The following is a 21294-nucleotide window of genomic DNA, read 5'->3' as shown; positions in this document are numbered from 1 at the left end:
CGCGGCGACACGTCATGCACCTTCGTCCAGGGAGCCGTACGAGGACCACGCATGAGCCTGGCATTCATCGATTTTCTTACCTATGTGCTGTTCGGCCTGAAGATCCTGGCGATCATACTCGCCTCGCTGATGTTCCTGCTCGGGCTGGATGACCTGTTCATCGACCTGTGCTACTGGGGTCGCAAGCTGATCCGCCGCTTCCGCATTTACGACAAGTACCAAAAGGCCGACGAAAAACGCCTATACGAAGTGCCTGAGAAGCCCCTGGCGATCATGGTCCCGGCCTGGAACGAGGTGGGTGTGGTCGGTGAAATGGCGCGCCTGGCGGCGTCGACCATCGACTATGAAAACTACCAGATCTTCGTTGGCACCTACCCCAACGACCCACAGACCCAGGCGGATGTCGACGCGGTTTGCCTGCACTACCCCAACGTGCACAAGGTGGTCTGCGCCCGCCCCGGCCCCACCAGCAAAGCCGACTGCCTGAACAATATCATCGACGCGCTGCTGCGCTTCCAGGATGAAGCGCGCATCGAGTTCGCCGGCTTCATCCTGCACGATGCCGAAGATGTGATCTCGCCCATGGAACTGCGCCTGTTCAACTACCTGCTGCCGAACAAGGACATGATCCAGATCCCGGTCTACCCCTACGCACCGGAATGGAAGGGTTTCACCGCAGGCCACTACGTCGACGAGTTCGCCGAAAACCACGGCAAGGACGTCATCGTGCGCGAAGCCTTGACCGGCCAGGTGCCCAGCGCTGGGGTCGGCACCTGCTTCAGCCGCCGGGCCATCGCCGCGCTGCTCGAAGAGGGCGATGGCATCGCCTTCGACGTGCAGAGCCTCACCGAAGACTACGACATCGGTTTTCGCCTGAAGCAAAAGGGCATGAAGTGCATCTTCGCCCGCTACTCGATCAGTGACCCGGCGCTGACCCTCAAGCAAGCATGGCGCCCCGGCATGAGCCGCGAGTTTTCCCAGGTGATCTGCGTGCGCGAGCATTTCCCCCGCGACTGGCAGCATGCCATTCGGCAGAAGTCGCGGTGGATCGTCGGTATCGTGTTCCAGGGCACCAGCAACCTGGGCTGGAGCCGCACAGGCGCGCTCAACTACTTCCTCTGGCGCGACCGCCGCGGGCTGTTCGCCTACTTGCTGAGCTTCCTGGTCAACCTGTTGCTGCTGGTGCTGCTGGCCATGTGGCTGGTGGCGGTGATTGCGCCGGAGTCCTGGCGCTTCATGTCGATCTTGAGTGACAGCTGGCTGTTGTCGACACTGCTCTGGCTCAACGGCTTGATGCTGTTCAACCGCCTGTTCCAACGCGGCTGGTTCGTCACCCGCTACTACGGCATCGGCGAGGGCTTGCTGTCGGCGCCCAGGATGATGTGGAGCAACTTCGTCAATTTCTTCGCCAACCTGCGTGCCCTGCGCCAGGTCATGGAGATGGGCGACTCGCGCCGCGTCGCCTGGGATAAGACCACCCACGAGTTCCCGGCCATTACCACACCTGCACGTACACCGCTGGGCCAGCGCCTGGTCGCCAAGGGGCTGATCAGCGACGAGCAACTGCAACAGGCAATCACCAGCCCGGTGCGCCGGCGCCTGGGCCGTGAACTGCTGCTGCGCGGCTGGCTAACCAGCGAACAACTGGTGGCCACGCTGGCCGAACAGCTGGACCTGCCCTGGGCACCACTGAACCCGTTCAAGCTCGACCCGCAACTGATCGCCAAACTGCCGCGCAAGCTGGCCACCCATTACGGCGTACTGCCAGTGGCGGAGGACGGTGACACGTTGATCCTGGCCAGCGAAAGCCCGGTCAGCCAAGTGTCGCTGGGGGTGATCAGCCGGCAGTTGAAACGCCCGGTCAGTTGCCGCCTGGCACCCCAAGGGCGGGTCACCCTCGGCTTGCGCTACCACTACCCGAGCCCCTGGCAGAAGCCCGAAACCCGCGACATGCTCGCCGTCCTCGAACGCCACCAGGACAACGCGCAGTTGCTGGAGCAAGTCAGCCATCATCAGGTGATGCTCGGCGCCCTGCTGCAGGTGCGTGGCAGGGTCCCGGTTACCCTGTTCAACCAGGCCCTGATCGATTTCGACCCCGAGCAACAGACCCTCGGCGAGCACCTGATTGCCCGCGGCATCATCACCGAGCCCGTCCTGCAGCAGGCCCTTGCCGAACAGGCCAGCGAACAGCAGGCCGCCTACGACCTGACCCGGGAGGTGGCATGAAGCCGCGTTTTACCCTCACCCTCACCGGCCTGTTGCTGTGTGCCACCACCCTGCCCGGCGCAGCCGCCCCCATGAGCGACTTCCAGCGCTTCACCAGCTACCCGTTCATGGAGCGCAGTTACCGCGAGGCCAAGCGCGACAACTGGGCCGAGGTCGAGCGCCTGACCCGCCATGTGCTGGGGCGGGTGCCGAACAACGACGAAGCCCGCGCACTGCTGGTCGAGGCCTTGGCCCACCAGCGACGCTACAAAGAGGCCGAAGCACTGGCCGATCAGCTTGCCGACAGCCCGGAGTATGCCAATGCTGTCCTGGCGTTGCGCCTGACCTGGATCGAGCAGGACCCGCCCCCCGCCAGCCAGGTGGAGAGCTGGCTCGCCGCCAGCGATGGCAACCAGCGAGTACGCCTGTGGCAGGCCTACAGCCTGAGCCTGGCCAAGTTCGGTGGCGCAGCCAAGGCCCTGGACTGGCTCAACCACTTGCCGCCGCGCGAGGACGGCCAGGTCCTGCGCCTGGTCAGGGCTAACTTCGCCGAACAGTTGCGCAACTGGAAAGAAACCATCGAACAACTGCAACCGTTGGCCGAAGCGGGCCAGTTGGCTGCCCAGGACTGGCAGCGCCTGGCCAACGCCTATATCCAGCAGGTCGACGAACAAGGCCTGAAAAAACTGTTGCTCAGCGCGCCGACTGTGGCCGTGGCCAACAAAGCCCGCCTGGCCATGGCCAACCGCGCCATCGCCGTCGGCCACAACCAGCAGGCCCAGCGCTGGTTGCAGTCACTGCCGACCGAGCAATTGCAACAACCCGAGCAGCGCCAGCAGCTGTGGGCGCTGGCCCGCGAAGGTGATGACGCGCACCTGCTGCGCCGCCTGAGCAACGAACTGCAGCGCCCGTGCCTGGAGACGGTCGACTGGCTGTCGCGGCACGACCCCGACCTGGCCCGCGAACAGCTCAAGGGTTGTACGGCCAGCACCGATCCGCGAGCCTATGCCGTGCTCCAGCAGCGTCTGTACGGCGACCCGCCACAGCCGCCGCAACCCCGTACCGCCGCCGAGTGGGAACGCCGCTACCGCCAGAGCGGCGAGCTGGCCGCGCTTGAGCAAGCCACGTTCCTGCTGTTGCAGCAAGGCCAGAGCGGGCGCGCCCGGCAGTTGCTGGAGCAGGCCTTCGACCGCCGTCAGGGTCGCCTCAGCCCTTCCCTGCTGCAACGCCTGGGCAACCTCTACGCACGCAACGACGGGCCACTGGACAGCCGCCGCATGCGTGCCCTGATCCCCAGGGTCGACGCCAACACCCGCGCCCAACTGCTCGGCCGCCTCGCCGAAGCCGGCCAGTGCGACGCGGTGCGCCAGTCGATTCCTGGTGAGCCACGCGAGGCCGGCCAATACCGTGCCCTTGGCCGCTGCGCCATGCCCGACCAACCCGGCGAGGCCGTGGTCTATTACCAGGCTGCCGAACAGTTGGGCGACAGCGGCAATCGCTTGCCCCTGGCCTATGCGCTGGAGGCTGCTGGCGACTCCGAAGCCGCGCTACCGATCTGGCGCAGCCTGCCGGACCCTGCCTGGACCGATAATGCACGCCTGACGGCCGCCCGTGGCGCGCTGAATGCAGGCGATGCGAAAGCCGCACGTGCCTACTGGGACGCCGCTGCACACACCCGCGCCGATGACTGGGCCCTGGGCGCCGCCATCGCCCAGCGCCAAGGCGATACTCAGGCAGCCCTGGGCTTTCAGCGCCAGGCCTTGGCCCATTCGCCACGCGCCGATCACTACTACGCAGCCTCCAGCACCGCGCAACTGGCCGGCGACAGCGCCCAGAGCACAGCGTGGCTTGCCGAAGCCGTACGCCTGGCCCCGGACCAACCTCGTTACCGCGCCGATTACGGCATGCGCCTGGCCGGCTCGCAGGACAACGCCGAGCGCCGCCAATCGATACCCTACCTGGAGCGTGCCGCGCGCGACTTCCCGGAGGACTTTCGCCTGGGCGAAACCCTGGCTTTGCGCTACGACGAAGTCGAAAACAGCGCCGCCGCGCGCCGCGAGCTGCGCCGGGTCATCGACGTGGAGCAGCAACTGGTCGACGGCGACGACGAGTACGGCAGCCTCGAAGCCCGCAAGTACCGCCAGCGCCGTGCCCACGAGAGCCTTTCGCGGCGCGACACCATCACCCTGGCCAGTACCTGGTCGCCAGCCGGTACCTCGACCAACGACAAGTTCCTTGACAACGGCCTGCGCAGCGGCAGCTCACGGCGCGCACAGTCACAGAACGTCCAGCTGGCGATGTGGGACCACGCCCTGGGCGAGGAACCTAGCCGCAACGGCAGCACCGTCTCGGTCTACGGTCGCGTGCTGTTCGGCGGCCAGAGCCGCACCGACTATGCACAAAGCATGGGCACAGGTGTTGGCCTGCGCTTAAAGCCGCTGGGCCAGGCCAACCTCAACCTGTATGCCGAGCTTTACCACCAACGGCAGATCGACACCGAGCATTACAGCGGCCTGAGCCTTGGCGAGCTGCTCAGCCCGGCCAAGGTAGGCGGCAACTGGGGCGACCTGCGCCACCACGCCGAGTCGAGCAACGACCTGTTGTTGCGCGCCACGGCCTCATTCCTCGACCAGGGTGACTGGCGCAATGACTGGCGCATCGACCAAGACCACTGGAACGAGCGTTTCCTGTACCTCGACGCCGCCTGGTGGACCCGCGCTGGCGATCACGCCTGGTTATCGCGCTACCAGCAGGGCCATACCTGGAAGCTGCCGGGTAATTCGCCGCAAACCCTCATGCCCTATGGCTTTGTCGAATTATCCAGCCAGGACCCGAGCAATGATTGGCGCCAAGATGCCCGTGCCGGGGTCGGCCTGCGCTGGCAGTGGTGGTTCGATGACGACCGCTACAACGCTTATCGCGGCTCGCTGAAAGTGCGTGCCGAGTACCAGCAATCGCTGGGCGGCAACCTTTACGAGCGCGCCAATGGCGTGCTGCTCGGTGCGGAGATGACCTTCTGATGCGCACGCTCCTGGCAATCTGCCTGCTAACCTTGTGCCTGCCTGCTGCGGCAGACCAACGCCTGTTCTACCAGCCACTCAACCGCGATGCGAGGGTCACCCCGGCCCAGTGGCAAAAGCTGTGGCGCGCCACTGCGGCGCAGGGCGGCAAAACCCTGATCGTGCAGTGGAGTACCTACGGCGACAGCGACTTTGGCGGGGCCAAGGGCTGGCTGGCCAACAGCCTGCGCGAAGCTCGCGCCCAAGGGCTTGAGCTGGTAGTGGGGCTGTACATGGACCCGACCTATTACCAGCGCCTGGAGCAACTGGATGGCGAGGGCCTGAGCAGTTACTGGAAAGCCCAACTGGGGCGTTCGCTGGGCCAGTACACACAATTGCGTGATGGCTGGCAGCTGGCGGTGGACGGCTGGTACTTGCCCATGGAGCTGGACGACCTGCACTTTCGCGAGTCGAGCAGGCGCGAAGCGCTGTACCGCCAATTGCAGGCATTCAACCGGCAATTGGACAAGCCCTTGCATATCAGTGCTTTCAGCGTGGGCAAGCTGGCACCGCGGGTCAACGGCGCATGGCTGGATCAACTGGCTAGTTTGGGCTTGACTGTCTGGTGGCAGGACGGGGCCGGTACTGGAAGGCTGCCAGCGCTGGTGCGTGACCGCTATGAACAGGCCCTGCCGTGCCGGGTGGGCGTGGTGCGTGAAGCGTTTCGCCAGATGAGTGCGCCGGGGGAGGTGTTCAAGGCGCAGCCGGCAGAGCCGAAACGGGGCACGGGTTGCCATGCCGAAGCCGTGTTCGACTTGCGCTACCGGCCGTGGGCCAGAGGTGTCTTGCCGCTGAATTGAAACTGTCTGCGTAGCACGTGCATGCCTCAAAGGAGCACACCGATGTTCAAGACCATTGAGGAGCATGTTCGCCAACAGGTCGCCCCCGCCGCCTTGCGTGCCGAATTCCGCCAGCATGAGTTCGACACTTCCCGGCGCTTCTGCCAGCTGATCTTCTGCGTCAGCATCGCTATATGGCTGGTCTTCGACCTCATCGTCAGTTACCTCGGCGGCCAAGGGTTCACCTGGCTTTCCGGCCTGTTCGTCATGCTGATGTGCAGCCTCACTGTCGTGCTCGGTTTCACCCGCAAAAGCCACCACTTCGACGTGCTCAACCTGCTGTTCATCACGGTGATCACCCTGGCCATGCGTCTGGTCATCGAAGGCCTGCCGATCGCGCTGCGCCCGCTGTGGCTGGTGCTGGGCACCTCGACCGTGCTGTACAGCGTCTCGGTGCTACCGGTGCGGCGCTGGTCGTTCTTCTGCGCCATGGCCATCACCTGGACCGTCCTCAGCCCGTTCTACGACACCAACATCGACCTGGAAGACTTGGAAGCCGCCATGCTGATCAGCTATGCGCTGTTTCTCAGCGGCCTGGTCATCTACAGCTACCTGCGTATCCGCCAGGCCAAGCTGCACAACTTCTACATGTCCAAGGTGCTGCTCGACCAGGCTTATGTCGACGTACTGACCGAAATTCCCAACCGCCGCTCGTTCATGGCCAAGGCTGAGCGCCAGTTGCAAGCGGCGCCTCCAGGCCAGTACCTGGCGATGATCGACATCGACAACTTCAAGAAGATCAACGACCGGTACGGGCATGATGTTGGCGATGAGGTGCTCAAGCGCGTGGCTCAGCACATCAAGGCGTCAATCGTAGGCCATGAATTTGCCAGGCTCGGCGGCGAGGAGTTCGTGGTCTTCTTTCAAGGGCTGGACCAACCGACTGCCGAACAACAGGTTGCGGCGTTGTGCCGCCGTGTACGTGAAGACCGGGGTGCGCATCCGGTGACGATCAGCATCGGGCTAGCCCGGGTGGACCCTGCAGATACCTTGACCAGGGCGCTGGTCAAGGCGGATCAGGCGCTCTATGAAGCCAAGCACAACGGCAAGGATCGCTTCGTGCTGTGGACTGCCCAGCAGAGCGAAGCTACCCACCCGCAGGCAGGCGAATCCTGAACTGCGCCCCACCTAGCGCAGACTGCGCCACCGTCAACGTGCCACCCTGCCCTTCGATGGCCCGCCGACTGATCGCCAGCCCCAGGCCGAAACCGCCGGTATTGCGGTCACGGCTACGGTCCAGGCGATAGAACGGCTGGAAGATCCGCTCACGTTCTTCAACCGGAATGCCGATCCCGTCGTCCTCGACCGTCAGCAGACAAGCGCCATCCTCTTCGAGCCGCAACCTCAACAGCAGGCTTTCGTCGCAATAACGCATCGCATTGCGCACCAGGTTCTGCACCGCCCGCGCCGTCAGCCGTGGGTCAAGCACGAACCGCGGCAGCTCACCCTCGGCCCGCACCTCCCACTGGATGCCGCGGCTGTCGAGCTCTTCGGCAAAGCCGCCAAGCACACTGTCGACCAGCTCCAGCAACGACACCTCGACCCGCTCACGGGCCTGGTCGGCGTTGTACAGGCGGCTGTAGGACAGTAGCTCCAGCACCAATTCGTCCAGCTCACGCACGTGCCCGACCAGCTCCAGCAGGCGCTTGCGGCTGGTGGGAGGCACCTCGTCGAACAGCAGCACAAGGCCGAAGTCCAGGCGAGTCAGCGGTGTGCGCAGCTCATGGGATACCGCGTTGAGCAGCTCGCGCTGCTGGTTGACGTGGCGCTCCAGGTCGCTGGCCATGGTGTCGAACACCCCGGCCAGTTCGCCGATGTTCGAGTGCGGCGAGATGTGCGTGCGTTCCGCCATCTGCCCCTGGCCCAGGCGCCGGGCGGTCTCCTTGAGCCGCTCCAGGTCGCGCCAGTGCGGCCATACCCACAGCAGCAGGCAACCGAGCATCGCCGCGCCGATCAACACCGTGACGCCCCACGACAGCACGTTGATGTCCAGTGGGTCTGGGGGCGCATGAAGGCGCACCAGCCAGTCCTTGTCGAGCGGTGCCAGCACCGTTTCGTAATAGCCCCAGTCAGCGATGCGCACGGCGTACGACCCGTGCTCCAGGCGCGCCTGTTCATCCTCGCTCAGCTCGGCCTGGTCCCTGCGCAGCAGCTTGATTTCGAGCGGTGCGAAGGCGTCGGTCAGGTCTTGCTCCACCGCAGGCCAGCGCTCGCGTGGTGCTTGCTGAAACTGGCGCACGATCAGCGACTGCACCCCTTTGGCCTGGTCCAGGTTGTAGGCCATGAAGCGATCATGGAACAGACCGACGATGGTGTCGGGGATGAACAGCAGCGCACCGGCGTAGGCGACGATGATCACCAGGTAGAGGCGCACCAGGATCTTCAGCATGCTCGGTCAGCACTCCCACTCGACGCGGCTGAACAGGTAACCTTTGCCCCACACGGTCTTGATCTTGCGGGCCTCGCCAGCGCTGTCGTCGAACTTGCGGCGCAGCTTGGAAATGGCGACATCCACCGAGCGGTCGGTGCCGTTGAACTCGATGCCGCGCAATTGCTGGAGGATGCGGTCGCGGCTGAGCACTTCACCGGCATTGCGCGCCAGCACCACCAACAGGTTGTATTCGCCGCTGGACAGCTCCACTTCTTCACCGCGCCAGCTGACCAGGCGCTCGGCCAGGTCGATGCGCAAGCAGCCAACCAGGATCTGCTCGCTGTCCAGGCGCGGCTCGTGCACGCCGCTGCGGCGCAGCAAGGTCCGTACACGCGCCAGCAGCACGCGGGGCTCGCACGGTTTGGTCACATAGTCGTCGGCGCCCATCTCCAGGCCCAGTACCTGGTCGTGGCTGTCGTCGCGGGCCGTCAGCATCAGGATCGGCAGGCTCTGCGACTCCTGGCGCAGCAGGCGGCACACCTGCAGGCCATCGATACCTGGCAGCATCAGGTCGAGGATGACCAGGTCGGGTTTGTCCTGGCGCAAGGCCTCCAGCACATGATCGCCGCGGGCGATCACCCGGACATGAAAGTCGTTGCGTTGCAGGTAGCTGGCGATCAGTTCGGACAGGGCGCTGTCGTCCTCGACCAGGAGAATATTCGGCATAGGCGTTTGGGCAGAATTCAGTGAAGACGTCGCCGGCCTCTTCGCGGGCTTGCCGGCGAAGGGTCCAGCACAGAGGGTTACAGGCAGAATATAGAATCCCCTATAGCGACAGGATTTTTCTTCACACTTTTTCACACACGTCCTACAGGTATTAACAGGCACCGGAACGCCGTCTGCCTTAGCATACGCACGGTCATCATCGGAAGATCCGTATGCTTATTACCCGTATTCCTCGCCTGCGCCCCGTGGCGCTACTGGCGTTTCTGAGCGTGTCCCTGGCCGGCTGTGGCGACAGCAGCGAGCAGGACGAAAAAACCCCCGCCCCCCACGTGCGCGTGGAAACCCTGCAATTGCAGCCACTGGCCATCAGCAGCGAACTGAGCGGCCGGATCCTCGCCCCGCGCACTGCAGAAGTGCGCGCACGGGTGGCCGGCGTGGTGCTCAAGCGGGTGTACCGTGAAGGCAGCGACGTCAAGCAAGGCGACGTGCTGTTTCTGATCGACCCGGCGCCGTTCAAGGCCGACCACGACAGCGCCCGCGCCACCCTGGCCAAGGCCCAGGCCAACCTGTATCAAGCGCGACTGCAAGAGCAACGCTACCGCGAGCTGGTCGACGAAAAGGCCGTGAGCCGCCAGGAATACGACAACTCCCGTGCCAGCTTCCTGCAGGCCGACGCCGAAGTGGCCGAAGCCAAGGCCGCCCTGGAGCGCGCCCGCCTGAACCTGGGTTATGCCACGGTCACCGCGCCCATCTCTGGGCGCATCGGCCGTGCGCTGGTGACTGAAGGCGCACTGGTCGGGCAAAACGAGACCACGCCCCTGGCCACCATCCAGCAACTGGACCCGATTCACGCCGACGTCACCCAGTCGACCCGCGAGCTCAACGCCCTGCGCCGTGCCCTGCGTGCCGGCGAGCTGGAGCAGGTCGGCGACGGCCAGGCGCGCGCCACGCTGATCCAGGACGATGGCAGCGCCTACCCGTTGCCCGGCAAGTTGCTGTTCTCCGACATCAGCGTCGACCCGAGCACCAACCAGATCACCCTGCGCAGCGAGTTCCCCAACCCGGACCTCGACCTGCTGCCAGGCAGCTACGTGCGCGTGCGCCTGGAGCAGGCGGTGCAGCCCAAAGGCCTCAGCGTGCCGCAGCGCGCCATCCTGCGCGACAGCGCCGGCGTGCCGAAAGTGCTGGTGGTCGACGCGCAGGCCCGCATCAGCGACCGTCAGGTGGTGCTGGGCAATGCCCAGGGCGACCGCTGGGTCGTCAGCGAAGGCCTGGCGCCAGGTGAACAAGTGGTTATCGAGGGCCTGCAGCACGTCAAGGCCGGCGACCAGGTGCAGGTCGAAGCGAGCCAGGGCACAGCGCCCGGCGCGCCGCCCATCGCACAGCACAACAGCCAGTGAGGGGCTGACCCATGCCGCATTTCTTCATTGACCGCCCGGTGTTCGCCTGGGTGGTCGCATTGTTCATCCTGCTGGCCGGCGCCTTGGCCATCCCGCAGTTGCCGGTGGCCCAGTACCCCAACGTGGCCCCGCCACAGGTGGAAATCTATGCCGTGTACCCTGGCGCCTCGGCGGCGACCATGGACGAAAGCGTGGTCAGCCTGATCGAGCAGGAGCTCAACGGTGCCGACAACCTGCTGTATTTCGAGTCGCAAAGCAGCCTGGGCAGCGCCACCATCACCGCCACCTTCGAGCCTGGCACCCACCCCGACCTGGCCCAGGTCGATGTGCAGAACCGCCTGAAGGTGGTCGAGTCGCGCCTGCCCCGCCCCGTGACCCAGCAGGGCCTGCAAGTGGAAAAGGTATCCACCGGCTTCCTGCTGCTGGCCACCCTGACCTCGGAAGACGGCAAGCTCGACGAAACCGCCCTGTCGGATATCCTCGCACGCAACGTGATGAACGAAATCCGTCGCCTCAAAGGCGTCGGCAAGGCCCAGCTGTATGGCTCCGAGCGCGCCATGCGGATCTGGATCGACCCGAGCAAGCTGATCGGCTTCAACCTCACGCCTAACGACGTAGCCGAGGCCATCAGCGCACAGAACGCCCAGGTCGCCCCCGGCAGCATTGGTGACCTGCCCGCCCGTGGCACCCAGGAAATCACCGCCAACGTGCTGGTCAAGGGCCAGTTGAGCACCCCCGAGGAATTCGCGGCCATCGTGTTGCGCGCCAACGCGGACGGCTCCAGCGTGACCATCGGCGATGTCGCCCGGGTCGAGATCGGCGCCCAGGAATACCAGTACGGCACGCGCCTGAATGGCAAGCCGGCCACCGCCTTCAGCGTGCAGTTGGCCCCTGGCGCCAACGCCATGGAAACCGCCGACCTGGTGCGGGCGAAGATGCAGGAGTTGTCGCGCTACTTCCCTGAGGGGGTGAAATACGACATCCCTTATGACACCTCGCCCTTCGTCAAGGTGTCCATCCAGCAGGTGATCAACACCCTGTTCGAGGCCATGTTGCTGGTGTTCGCGGTGATGTTCCTGTTCCTGCAGAACCTGCGCTACACGCTGATCCCGACGCTGGTGGTGCCGGTGGCGCTGATGGGCACCTTCGCCGTGATGATGGCCATGGGCTTCTCGGTCAACGTGCTGACCCTGTTCGGCATGGTGCTGGCCATCGGCATCCTGGTCGACGATGCCATCGTGGTGGTGGAAAACGTCGAGCGGATCATGGCCGAAGAAGGCCTGCCGCCCAAGGAAGCCACGCGCAAGGCCATGGGCCAGATCAGCGGGGCGATCGTCGGTATTACCCTGGTGCTGGTGGCGGTGTTCCTGCCAATGGCCTTCATGAAAGGTTCGGTGGGGGTGATCTACCAGCAGTTCTCGGTGTCCATGGCGGTGTCGATCCTGTTCTCGGCGTTTCTTGCCCTGAGCTTGACCCCTGCCCTCTGCGCCACCCTGCTCAAGCCGCTGGCCAAAGGCGAGCACCACGAACGCAAGGGCTTCTTCGGCTGGTTCAACCGGCGCTTCGACAGCATGAGCAACGGTTACCAGCGCTGGGTCGTGCACGCGCTCAAACGCAGCGGCCGTTACTTGCTGATGTATGGCGTGCTGCTGGCCGTGCTGGGCTATGGCTTCAGCCAGCTGCCCACGGCGTTCCTGCCGACCGAAGACCAGGGCTACACCATCACCGACATCCAGCTGCCGCCCGGTGCCAGCCGCATGCGCACCGAGCAGGTGGCCGCCCAGATCGAGGCGCATAACGCCGAAGAACCGGGTGTAGGCAACACCACGCTGATCCTCGGTTTCAGCTTCTCCGGCAGCGGGCAGAACGCGGCGCTGGCCTTCACCACGCTCAAGGACTGGTCCGAGCGCGGTGCCGACGACAGCGCCCAGTCGATCGCCGACCGCGCCACTATGGCCTTCACCCAGCTCAAGGATGCCGTGGCCTACGCTGTACTGCCGCCCCCTATCGATGGCCTGGGTGAGTCGACCGGTTTCGAGTTCCGCCTGCAGGACCGGGGTGGCATGGGCCACACTGAGCTGATGGCCGCGCGCGATGCATTGCTGGCCAATGCCGGCAAGAGCAAGGTGCTGACCAACGTGCGCGAGGCTTCGCTGGCCGAAAGCCCACAGGTGCAGCTGGAAATCGACCGGCGCCAGGCCAATGCCCTCGGTGTGTCGTTCGCCGACATCGGCGCGGTGCTGGATACCGCCGTAGGCTCCAGCTACGTCAACGACTTCCCCAACCAGGGCCGTATGCAGCGGGTGGTGGTGCAGGCCGAAGGCGACCAGCGCAGCCAGGTCGAAGACCTGCTGAAAATCCACGTGCGCAACAGCAGCGGCAAGATGGTACCGCTGGGGGCCTTCGTTCAGGCGAAGTGGGTCAGCGGCCCGGTACAACTGACGCGCTACAACGGTTACCCGGCGGTTTCGATCTCCGGTGAACCGGCTGCGGGCTACAGCTCGGGCGAAGCCATGGCCGAAGTCGAGCGCCTGGTCGCGCAACTGCCCGCCGGTGCGGGCCTGGAATGGACCGGCCTGTCCCTGCAGGAGCGGCTGTCCGGCAGCCAGGCACCGATGCTGATGGCGCTGTCGCTGCTGGTGGTGTTCCTGTGCCTGGCAGCGCTGTACGAGAGCTGGTCGATCCCGACCGCCGTGCTGTTAGTAGTTCCGCTCGGTGTGCTCGGTGCGGTGCTGGCCGTAACCCTGTGCGGCATGCCCAATGACGTGTTCTTCAAGGTCGGCGTGATCACCCTGATCGGCCTTTCGGCCAAGAACGCGATCCTCATCATCGAGTTCGCCAAAAGCCTGATGGACCAGGGCGTCGATGCCGTGGACGCTGCAGTACAGGCAGCCCGCCTGCGCCTGCGGCCGATCGTCATGACCTCGCTGGCCTTCATCCTCGGCGTGGTCCCCCTGGCCGTCGCCACCGGCGCCAGCTCGGCGAGCCAGCAGGCGATTGGTATCGGGGTGATCGGCGGCATGCTCAGCGCAACCCTGGCGGTGGTGTTCGTGCCCGTGTTCTTCGTGGTGGTGATGCGCCTGGCCGGGCGCGGCAAGGCCAAGCCTGAAGCGCAAGCCAGCCACGCCACTGAAGGCTGACAGTCGGGGTAAGCCGATGAACAGGAGCGTTGGCGTTGCGCTCAACGCTCCTGTTCTGGTTAACCCGCTACTTTTTGTTAACCGCCGCCTTTAGCTTCGTGCCCGCTGTGAAAGCAGCCTTGTTTGCTGCAGGGATATCCAGCGGCGCCTTGGTCCGAGGATTTCGGCCAACCCGAGCAGGCCTGTGCTTCAACTTGAACGTACCGAAGCCAACCAGGGCAACCTGGTCTCCCGTCTTCAACGCCTTGGTAACTTCTTCAATGAAAGCTTCGAGGGCTTTTGCAGCCTTCAACTTTGAGACTTCTGCCTTTTCCGCGATGGACTTGGTCAGTTCGCCTTTGTTCATAGACTCGCTCCTTGGTTTGCAGGCTTGTCCCCAGGACAGCGCCGTCGGCGTATTTAGGGCCCCATTGGGGTAAGCCCACAACTGGTAAAAATGTCAGGTCGCGCACCCTGTTGTTCTGCCAATCTGGACTTTCACTTCCAGGCATGGGAGGTTGCCAAGCCTTGAACCTTGGAAACTGCCCGATGACCTGCCCCCCCTTACCCTGCTGTTCCGTTCTCATCCTCGCCGGCGGCCGTGGCCAGCGCATGGGCGGCCGCGACAAGGGGTTGCTGGCCTGGCAGGGCGAGCCGCTGGTGGCGCATGTACAGCGCGTGGTGCGGCCGCTGAGCGATGACCTGGTGATATCCTGCAACCGCAACCAGGCGGCCTATCGGGCCTATGCCGACCAGTTGGTCGGGGACGACGACCCGGACTTCCCCGGGCCGTTGGCTGGGGTGATCGCCGGCCTTGCCGCGGCGCGGCACGAATGGGTGGTGGTGCTGGCCTGCGATGCGCCGCTGATCGACACAGGCTTGATCGAGGACTTGCTGCAGTTGGCAGTGACTGGCGACAGTGCGGCGATGGTGCGCCAGGGCGGTTTCTGGCAACCGATGTTCAGTGTGCTGCCGCGCAGGCTGCTACCGATACTGCAGCAGGCCTGGGCGGCCGGTGAGCGGAGTTTGCAGAAGGCCCTGCTGCTTGAGCCGGTGCTGGGGCTGGAGTGTGCGGAGGATGACCGCAGGTTGAGCAATTTCAATAGCCCTGACCTACTGCAGCGCTGAAGGGTCGATTTCCTTCACGCATTAACCAACCGACAGCTCCTCGATGCTGATCTCGCGCATCCTGAACTTCTGCACCTTGCCGGTCACCGTCATCGGGAACTCATCGACAAAACGGAAGTAGCGCGGCACCTTGAAATGGGCAATCCGCGCCCTTGCCCATTCGCGCAGCTCGTCTTCAGTGGCCGTATGCCCTGGATGCAACCGCACCCAGGCAACGATCTCCTCGCCATACTTGCTGCACGGCACGCCAATCACCTGCACGTCGGCTACCGCCGGGTGAGTGAAGAAAAACTCCTCCAGCTCCCGCGGGTAGATGTTCTCGCCGCCGCGAATGATCATGTCCTTGCTACGCCCGACAATGCGCACATAGCCCTGCTCGTCCATCACCGCCAGGTCACCGGTATGCATCCAGCCCTCGGCATCGATGCTTTCGGCCGTGGCCTTGGGGTTGTTCCAGTAGCCCAGCATCACGCTGTAACCACGGGTACAGAGCTCGCCGATCTCACCACGCGGCACGCTGTGGCCATCGCCATCGACGACCTTGTTCTCCAGCCGCGGCTGGGTCCGCCCGACACTGGTTACCCGCCGCTCCAGGTCATCATTGGCGCCGGTCTGCAATGACACCGGGCTGGTTTCGGTCATGCCGTAGGCAATTTGCACCTCGGCCATGTGCATCTCGTCGATGACCCGGCGCATGACTTCGATCGGGCAGGTGGCGCCGGCCATGATGCCGGTGCGCAGGCTCGAGAGGTCGAACGCGTGACGTTGTGGGTGATCCAGTTCGGCGATGAACATGGTCGGTACGCCGTACAGTGCCGTGGCCTTCTCTTCGGCGACTGCGCGTAAGGTGGCCAACGGGTCGAACGCATCGTTGGGGTAGATCAGCGTGCTGCCATGGGTCATGCAGCCCAGGTTGGCCATGACCATGCCAAAGCAGTGGTACAGCGGCACCGGCACCACCAGGCGATCATGCTCGGTCAGGCCGAGGCTTTCACCGACCATGTAGCCATTGTTGAGGATGTTGCTGTGGCTCAGCGTGGCGCCCTTGGGGAAACCGGTAGTGCCGGAGGTGTACTGGATATTGATCGGGTCGTCACAGTGCAGTTGCGCCTGGCGCGCCGCAAGGGCCTCGGCGCTGACCGTATCGGCGCGGGCCTGCAAGGCGTCCCAGGCCATAAAGCCCGGCGGCGGTGCCGCAGCCAGGCTCACCACCCCGCGCAGTTCGGGGAAGCGCTCGCAGGCCAGTGCGCCCGGCGTGCCATGGGCAAGGCCCGGGACCAGGCCGAGCAGCATGGCGTGGTAATCGGAAGTCTTGAAGGCGTCGGCGCAGATCACCCAACGGCAGCCCGACTGGACCAGGGCGTAGTCCAGCTCGCTTGTGCGGTAGGCCGGGTTGATGTTGACCAGGATTGCCCCGACCTTGGCGCTGGCGAATTGGGTGATGCACCACTGGGCACAGTTGGGGGCCCAGATGCCCAAGCGGTCGCCCGGTTGCACGCCCAGGGCCATAAGGGCGCGGGCGTGCTGGTCGACGGCTGCGGCCAGTTGCCGCCAGGTGTAGCGCAATGACTGGTGGTGAACGACCAGGGCTTCGCGGTCGGGGAAGCGGGCCACGGTGGTGTCGAAGGCGTCGCCGATGCATTGGGTAAGCAAGGCCTTGTCCTGGTCGCCCTGGGAGTAGCTTGGCTGGGTCATGGGTGCGCTCTTGTTGTTCTTGTGTTGATTGGCCGGCCCTTGCGCAGGCAACACCGCCCCACAGGTACTGCACGCCCTGTGGGAGCGGGTTTATCCGCCCTACCTGACAAACACCTGCGGCGTGGTGGTCGACATGTCGCCACCCGGCAGCTTGATGTTCTTCACTTTCGCCAGCGTCTGCGGGTCGAACACCGCCAGGTCGTTGAAGGTGCCGCCCAGGTACAGCTTGTCGCCCTTCTTGTCGAAGGCCACGCAGTAATAGGTGTGTTCAAGGTTAGCCGCCTTGATCAGTTTGCGTTCCTTGATGTCATACCGCGCCAGGCGGTTGAGCACACCGTAGATCTGGTTAGGATCTTTCGGCGAACGCAGCCCGGTGAAGTAGAGCTCGGTCAGGTCGGCAAACTCCTGGGTGTGGGTCTTGCCGGTCTTCAGGTCGACACTCAGGTAACCATAAAGCAGCTCGGCGGTGGCCGGGTCCTGCTTGTCGTCCTTGAACTTGGCGATGGTATAGAGCATCGAGAACTCGTGCCGGGCGCTCTGGTGCGGCCAGAAATACAGCACGTCCGGGGCGCTGTAGCCGGGCCGGTTCCAGTTGCGCAACGGCAATGCCACCTCGTACTTGCCGGTGTGCACGTCCATTTTGTAGATGTCCGGGCCGGCCACGAACAGGCTGCCATCGTCGGCGGCGCGCATCAGGTACACCTGGCGCGGCATCGGGAAGGTACGTGCAGGTTTGGCATCGAGGCCATCGGCGGTGCGGAACACCTCCAGGCGCGGCGGCTTGACCACATAGTGATCGTTCAGCCGCTGGGTCGGGTTGACCGTGGCATACACCTCTTTACCGTCCGGGCTGATAGCAAAGGAATACATCGATTTGCCGACCTCCCCGGGCACACTGGACAAACTGGCGTGGAAGGTGGTCTTGCAGGTGTCCAGGTCGATGCCGTAGAGGTCGCCGTAATGGTTGTTGAGCACATAGGCGGTGCGGTTGTCGGGCGCCATCATCGCGGTGCCGGGGCCAAACGCGTCAGGCATGCGGCAGCTCTTGTACAGCGCATCCGTGGCCACATCGACCACGTGCAGGTTGTTCGGGTAGTTGGTCACGATCAAGTATTCATGGCCAGCCTTCAAGGCCGGCCCGGTGTCGTCAGCCTGTACCGCCCAGGCGCTGGCCGTGGTGGCGAGGGTGAGCGCGAGCTGCGCGCAGAGTCCAGGTTTCATGCGGTTTCCCCTTGTCATTCTTGTTGGGCCGGTCACTTGTCTTTCGGGAACACGGTGCCAAGGTTGCGCCAATCGTCCTGGGAGTTGGTCGCCTGGGCGTTCCAGTCCTGGTAGGTGCTCATCATGTCCGGCACCTGGGCCGGCCACCAGCAGGGGTCGGAACAGCCATAGAGGTCGGCCTCCATGGGCTGGCACAGCGAGCTCACGCCGCCGAAGGCGTCCACTTCCCAACCCGGGTCGGTGGTGGCGGTACAGCCGGCCACCGCGCTCATCGCCATGACCTCTTCAACACGGTCTTCGGCAGCGGCCTGTTCGAGGATGCGCGCCTTGTTGTTCAGGGGCTTCAAATGCTTCATGTCAGTGCGCCTTCCGCGGGGTGATATAGCGGTCGATGAAGGCCGGGTTGGCGGCCATGATGCGGCTGTAGACTTCGATGCCGAAGTCGACCCAGTCGCGCATCAGTTCGCAGTAGTGGTAGGTGGGGTGCTGCGGGTCGCCGTAGCGTGCGTAGCTTTCGTGGTAGCAGCCGCCGGAGCACAGGTTGCGGATACGGCAGCTTTCGCACCCCGTGTTGCTGCGGTCCAGGCGTTGCGACAGGAAGTCATTGAGCTGCGCCTGCTTGACGCCTTGGTGCACATTGCCAAAGGTCGGCAGGCTGGAGCCGGTGAAGCGGTGGCACAGGTTCAGCTCGCCTTCGTGGTCTACCGCCAGCATCTTCAACCCGGCGCCGCATGGCAGGGCCTTCTTGTGGCCTTCGTGGATGTCGGTGATCAGTTGGTGCAAGTTGGAGAAGCCGATGTTGCGGTGCTCCAGCGCCGCTTCCAGGTAGCGTCGGCCCAGGGCTTTCATATTGGCGAACACCTGCACCAGCTCGTCGCTGGTGAGGTTGAACGCCGACAGGTCGCCCGAGGTCACCGGTGCGAAACCGACCTCGGCAAAGCCCAACTCGTTGAACAGGTGATGCCAGATAGTCTCGACGTCGGTGATGCCACGGGTCAGGGTCACCCGCGCCCCCACTGGACGGCTGTTATAACGCGACAACAGCATCTCGGCCTTGCGCCGCACCACGTCATAGGTGCCCTGCCCGCCCACAGTGATGCGGTTGCGGTCGTGCACGGTCTTGGGCCCGTCGATACTGATCGACAAGCCGAAGCGATGGGCGTTGAGCCAGTCGATGATTTCTTCGGTCAGCAAGGTGGCGTTGGTGGTCATGATGAACTCCACCTGCTTGCCAGCCTCGGCAAATCTCCGCTCGCAGTAGGCCACCATGTGCTCGATCAAAGGCCGGTTGGACAACGGTTCGCCGCCGAAGAACACCACGCTGTAGCGTTGCTCATCGGGCGATTCCTTGAGCAGCATCTCCACCGATGCTTCTGCGGTGGCGGTGCTCATCTTCTTGCCGGCCGACGGTTTGTCCAGGTCTTCCTTGTAGCAGTAGGTGCAACTGAGGTTGCAGCCGGTGTTGACGTTGAGCACCACCGTGTTCAACGCCGTGCGCTCGACCTGCTTGAGGGCGATTTCCGGCGTCAGTGGCGAGCCGTCGCTGACCACTTCCAGGGCGATCAGCTCGCGCAGGGTCTCTTCGATATCGACGCCGGCAAACTGCTGGCCGAGGCGCTGCATCAGCTCTTCGGCAGAGCAGCCTTGCTGGCGCAGGGTGTCGATGATGCCGCCGGTTACCGCGTCAGTGGCAAACAGCGAGCTGCTGGGGATATGAAACAGCATGCGGTCGGCATCGACCTGCACTTCGTGCAGGTTGCGTTCGACCAGGTTCAATTGTGCGCCCATGGCGACCTCCGATAATCGATCCGTTGGAAAACCCGTTCACACCTGCCTTATGGCAAGGGCGGGTTGTTCCAGCGTTGGACGGTGACGATCATGTGGCCCTCGCCGGTCTGGCCGCCGTCAGCCAAGGTGGCAATGACCTTCAGGTTGCCCGCGTTGTTGGTCATCATCTTGCGTGCCGGGTTAGGCCCTGCGCCGCCGGGCACGAAGACCCCGTCGGCCTGCATCTGGCCAGCGAACTTGACATCCTCGTCCTCGACTGCACGCTCGTTGAACGGCTCGACCTTCCACTTGGCTGGCAGGTAACCGATGCGCAGCGGCTGGCCGCTGGCGTCCTTGCCCCACGCTTCGGCTTCGAAACGCCCTTGCACCTTCGGTACCGAAGCGCCGTTCTCACCGATGCGGGCAATGGAGAACGCCGGTACCACCTTGACTTCGTCGACCTTGTCGTACACCGCCAGGTTGACGCCCTTGAGCGCGCCCACCGCCACTTCTCGCTGGCCTGGCTTGGCGTCTGCCGCCGCGCGCGCCTTGACGCGCATCAGGGTCGGCGTGGCCTCAAGTACTTCGGTCACTTCAACACCTGCGCCCAGTTCCGGGTTGCCCGACAGGCCGCTGCCGACCAGGGTGATCTCGCTTTCGGCACCCACCTTGATGTACGCCGGCTGCACTGCCAGCAGGCGTGCCTTGCCCGCTTTCACGGCGCTGAAGTCCAGGCCGCGCTCATCGTGATCGGCCTCGAACATGCGGCCTTTCATCTCACCATCCAGCGCCGCGAACACCTGGCGCAGGTTGCTGTCGCCGACTTTCACGTTGCCGCGCCATTCATAGCCGTTGTAGAGAATCGCCGAGCCGCTGCCCGTGAACGGCGTACCGTCGGCGTAGCTGCCGTTGACCTCGACCTTGAAGGTGTCGCCCTCGCCCGCGCTGACCTTCATCACCCCGCGTACATCACCTTTGGCCAACATGTGGCCGCTGAACGCCCACTGCCCTGGCAACGCATCGGCCTTGGGCCGGGCCTGCTGCCATTGGGCCCAAGCCGGGCTGTCGAGCGGGAAGCGCTTGGCCAGGTCCGGCACCATTTGCTTGAGGGCGATTTCCAGCCAGTCGCGATCGCGGGCCTGGGCCTGGTATTCGAGGGACGGCCATTGGCCGAGGTGGAAGTTGACCAGGTGTTCCCATTCCTGGGCCGGGCGGCGTTGCAAGGCGACCCGGGCACCGGAGTGGCAACGGCCACAGGTTTCACTGAGCTGTTGGTCGAAGTGCTCGACCGTGTTCAGCCGGCGCTCCATGGCGTAGCGCACGCCGTCGGTTTCACTGGGCGCCAGGCCCTGCTTGTCGGCCAGGTACTTGACCAGGGTGCGCCGATCATCGTCGCTGATCTGCAGGCCGTGCATGACCTGCATGCGGGCGATGCTCATCAGCCAGCCTTCAGGCGTCTTGCGCTGATGGCTGATGCGGCTGTAGTTGTCGTTGCCCTCGGGGATATGGCAACCCATGCACTTGGTTTGCAACAGGCTCGGGCCCTGCTCGGCCGCCATGGCCTGGGTGCTCAGCAGCGCGGCGGCGACCAGCGCCAGTTTGCCCGCATGCCGCCGGAGTCGAGTCGTCTTCAAGGTCAGACCTCCACGGTTGTTGTTCTTATGGTTTTCGCACGCTTTGGTACAGCAGGTGTGCATGTGACTATGGCAATACAGGAACTGTGCCACCTGCTTTAAATGTGTTGATTTTCAGCCTCTTAGTAGG

15 protein-coding genes are annotated in these 21294 nt (G+C 64.2%); 7 read left to right on the top strand and 8 right to left on the bottom strand.

What is annotated here, in order from left to right; translation table 11 throughout:
* The first annotated feature begins 51 nt into the window (after positions 1–51).
* From nrfB to DJ563_RS05885, 4 genes are read left to right on the top strand one after another with little or no spacing between them, the layout of a single operon-like run.
* Positions 52–2226: a cyclic di-3',5'-guanylate-activated glycosyltransferase NrfB gene (nrfB, locus tag DJ563_RS05900; protein WP_434519020.1), complete on the top strand. Its 2175-nt coding sequence runs from the start codon at positions 52–54 to the stop codon at positions 2224–2226.
* Positions 2223–5225, top strand: a complete 3003-nt coding sequence (locus DJ563_RS05895; protein WP_434519019.1) for a phage receptor — start codon at positions 2223–2225, stop codon at positions 5223–5225. Before nrfB ends, DJ563_RS05895 begins: the two co-directional genes overlap by 4 nt.
* Positions 5225–6064, top strand: coding sequence for a DUF4434 family protein (locus DJ563_RS05890; protein WP_434519018.1), 840 nt, complete (start codon positions 5225–5227; stop codon positions 6062–6064). The genes DJ563_RS05895 and DJ563_RS05890 overlap by 1 nt, the downstream gene beginning before the upstream one ends.
* 42 nt (positions 6065–6106) lie before the next feature.
* Entirely contained in the window at positions 6107–7219 is a 1113-nt protein-coding gene (locus DJ563_RS05885; protein ID WP_434519017.1) for a GGDEF domain-containing protein, read from the top strand.
* Here DJ563_RS05885 and DJ563_RS05880 read toward each other — a convergent pair.
* Together DJ563_RS05880 and DJ563_RS05875 are read right to left on the bottom strand one after the other, a co-directional pair.
* A complete protein-coding gene (locus DJ563_RS05880; RefSeq protein ID WP_434519016.1) occupies positions 7191–8492 on the bottom strand; it encodes an ATP-binding protein in 1302 nt (433 codons plus the stop codon). The two genes, DJ563_RS05885 and DJ563_RS05880, sit on opposite strands and share 29 nt — an antisense overlap.
* Positions 8493–8498: 6 nt before the next feature.
* A complete protein-coding gene (locus DJ563_RS05875) occupies positions 8499–9200 on the bottom strand; it encodes a response regulator transcription factor (RefSeq protein ID WP_033697621.1) in 702 nt (233 codons plus the stop codon).
* A gap of 212 nt (positions 9201–9412) precedes the next feature.
* Here DJ563_RS05875 and DJ563_RS05870 point away from each other — a divergent pair, with 212 nt between their 5' ends.
* Both DJ563_RS05870 and DJ563_RS05865 read left to right on the top strand, forming a co-directional pair.
* Positions 9413–10600 (top strand): efflux RND transporter periplasmic adaptor subunit, encoded by a 1188-nt coding sequence (locus DJ563_RS05870; protein WP_274099986.1) that lies wholly within the window; start codon positions 9413–9415, stop codon positions 10598–10600.
* A gap of 11 nt (positions 10601–10611) precedes the next feature.
* The gene (locus DJ563_RS05865; RefSeq protein ID WP_434519015.1) at positions 10612–13740 is read left to right on the top strand and encodes a multidrug efflux RND transporter permease subunit; all 3129 of its coding nucleotides are present in this window, start codon (positions 10612–10614) and stop codon (positions 13738–13740) included.
* A 67-nt stretch (positions 13741–13807) separates the two neighbouring features.
* On the opposite strand, the gene DJ563_RS05860 is transcribed toward DJ563_RS05865, so the two are convergent.
* Positions 13808–14086 carry an HU family DNA-binding protein gene (locus DJ563_RS05860; RefSeq protein ID WP_274099984.1) on the bottom strand — a complete coding sequence of 93 codons (279 nt, stop codon included), beginning with the start codon at positions 14084–14086 and terminating at the stop codon, positions 13808–13810.
* A gap of 182 nt (positions 14087–14268) precedes the next feature.
* Here DJ563_RS05860 and mobA point away from each other — a divergent pair, with 182 nt between their 5' ends.
* On the top strand, positions 14269–14847 hold the full coding sequence (gene mobA, locus DJ563_RS05855; protein WP_274099983.1) for a molybdenum cofactor guanylyltransferase MobA: 579 nt from the start codon (positions 14269–14271) through the stop codon (positions 14845–14847).
* Positions 14848–14868: 21 nt separating this feature from the next.
* On the opposite strand, the gene DJ563_RS05850 is transcribed toward mobA, so the two are convergent.
* The 5 genes from DJ563_RS05850 to peaA all read right to left on the bottom strand — a co-directional run bounded on the left by DJ563_RS05850 (position 14869) and on the right by peaA (position 21164).
* Complete coding sequence (locus tag DJ563_RS05850; RefSeq protein ID WP_434519014.1) at positions 14869–16542, bottom strand: fatty acid CoA ligase family protein; 1674 nt, start codon at positions 16540–16542, stop codon at positions 14869–14871.
* Positions 16543–16641: 99 nt separating this feature from the next.
* Positions 16642–17763, bottom strand: coding sequence for a quinohemoprotein amine dehydrogenase subunit beta (peaD, locus tag DJ563_RS05845; protein ID WP_434519013.1), 1122 nt, complete (start codon positions 17761–17763; stop codon positions 16642–16644).
* A 32-nt stretch (positions 17764–17795) separates the two neighbouring features.
* Positions 17796–18119 carry a quinohemoprotein amine dehydrogenase subunit gamma gene (gene qhpC / locus DJ563_RS05840; protein ID WP_008091708.1) on the bottom strand — a complete coding sequence of 108 codons (324 nt, stop codon included), beginning with the start codon at positions 18117–18119 and terminating at the stop codon, positions 17796–17798.
* A 1-nt stretch (position 18120) separates the two neighbouring features.
* The gene (gene peaB, locus DJ563_RS05835) at positions 18121–19551 is read right to left on the bottom strand and encodes a quinohemoprotein amine dehydrogenase maturation protein (protein WP_274099980.1); all 1431 of its coding nucleotides are present in this window, start codon (positions 19549–19551) and stop codon (positions 18121–18123) included.
* 47 nt (positions 19552–19598) lie between these two features.
* Positions 19599–21164 (bottom strand): quinohemoprotein amine dehydrogenase subunit alpha, encoded by a 1566-nt coding sequence (peaA, locus tag DJ563_RS05830; RefSeq protein WP_434519012.1) that lies wholly within the window; start codon positions 21162–21164, stop codon positions 19599–19601.
* Positions 21165–21294: the final 130 nt, after the last annotated feature.

It is taken from the genome of Pseudomonas sp. NFX1 (assembly GCF_051123555.1).
In the GTDB taxonomy this organism is placed as follows: Bacteria; Pseudomonadota; Gammaproteobacteria; order Pseudomonadales; family Pseudomonadaceae; genus Aquipseudomonas; species Aquipseudomonas capeferrum.
Note: the sequence above shows the minus strand (reverse complement) of the source record. Positions and strands in the feature narration are given on the sequence as shown.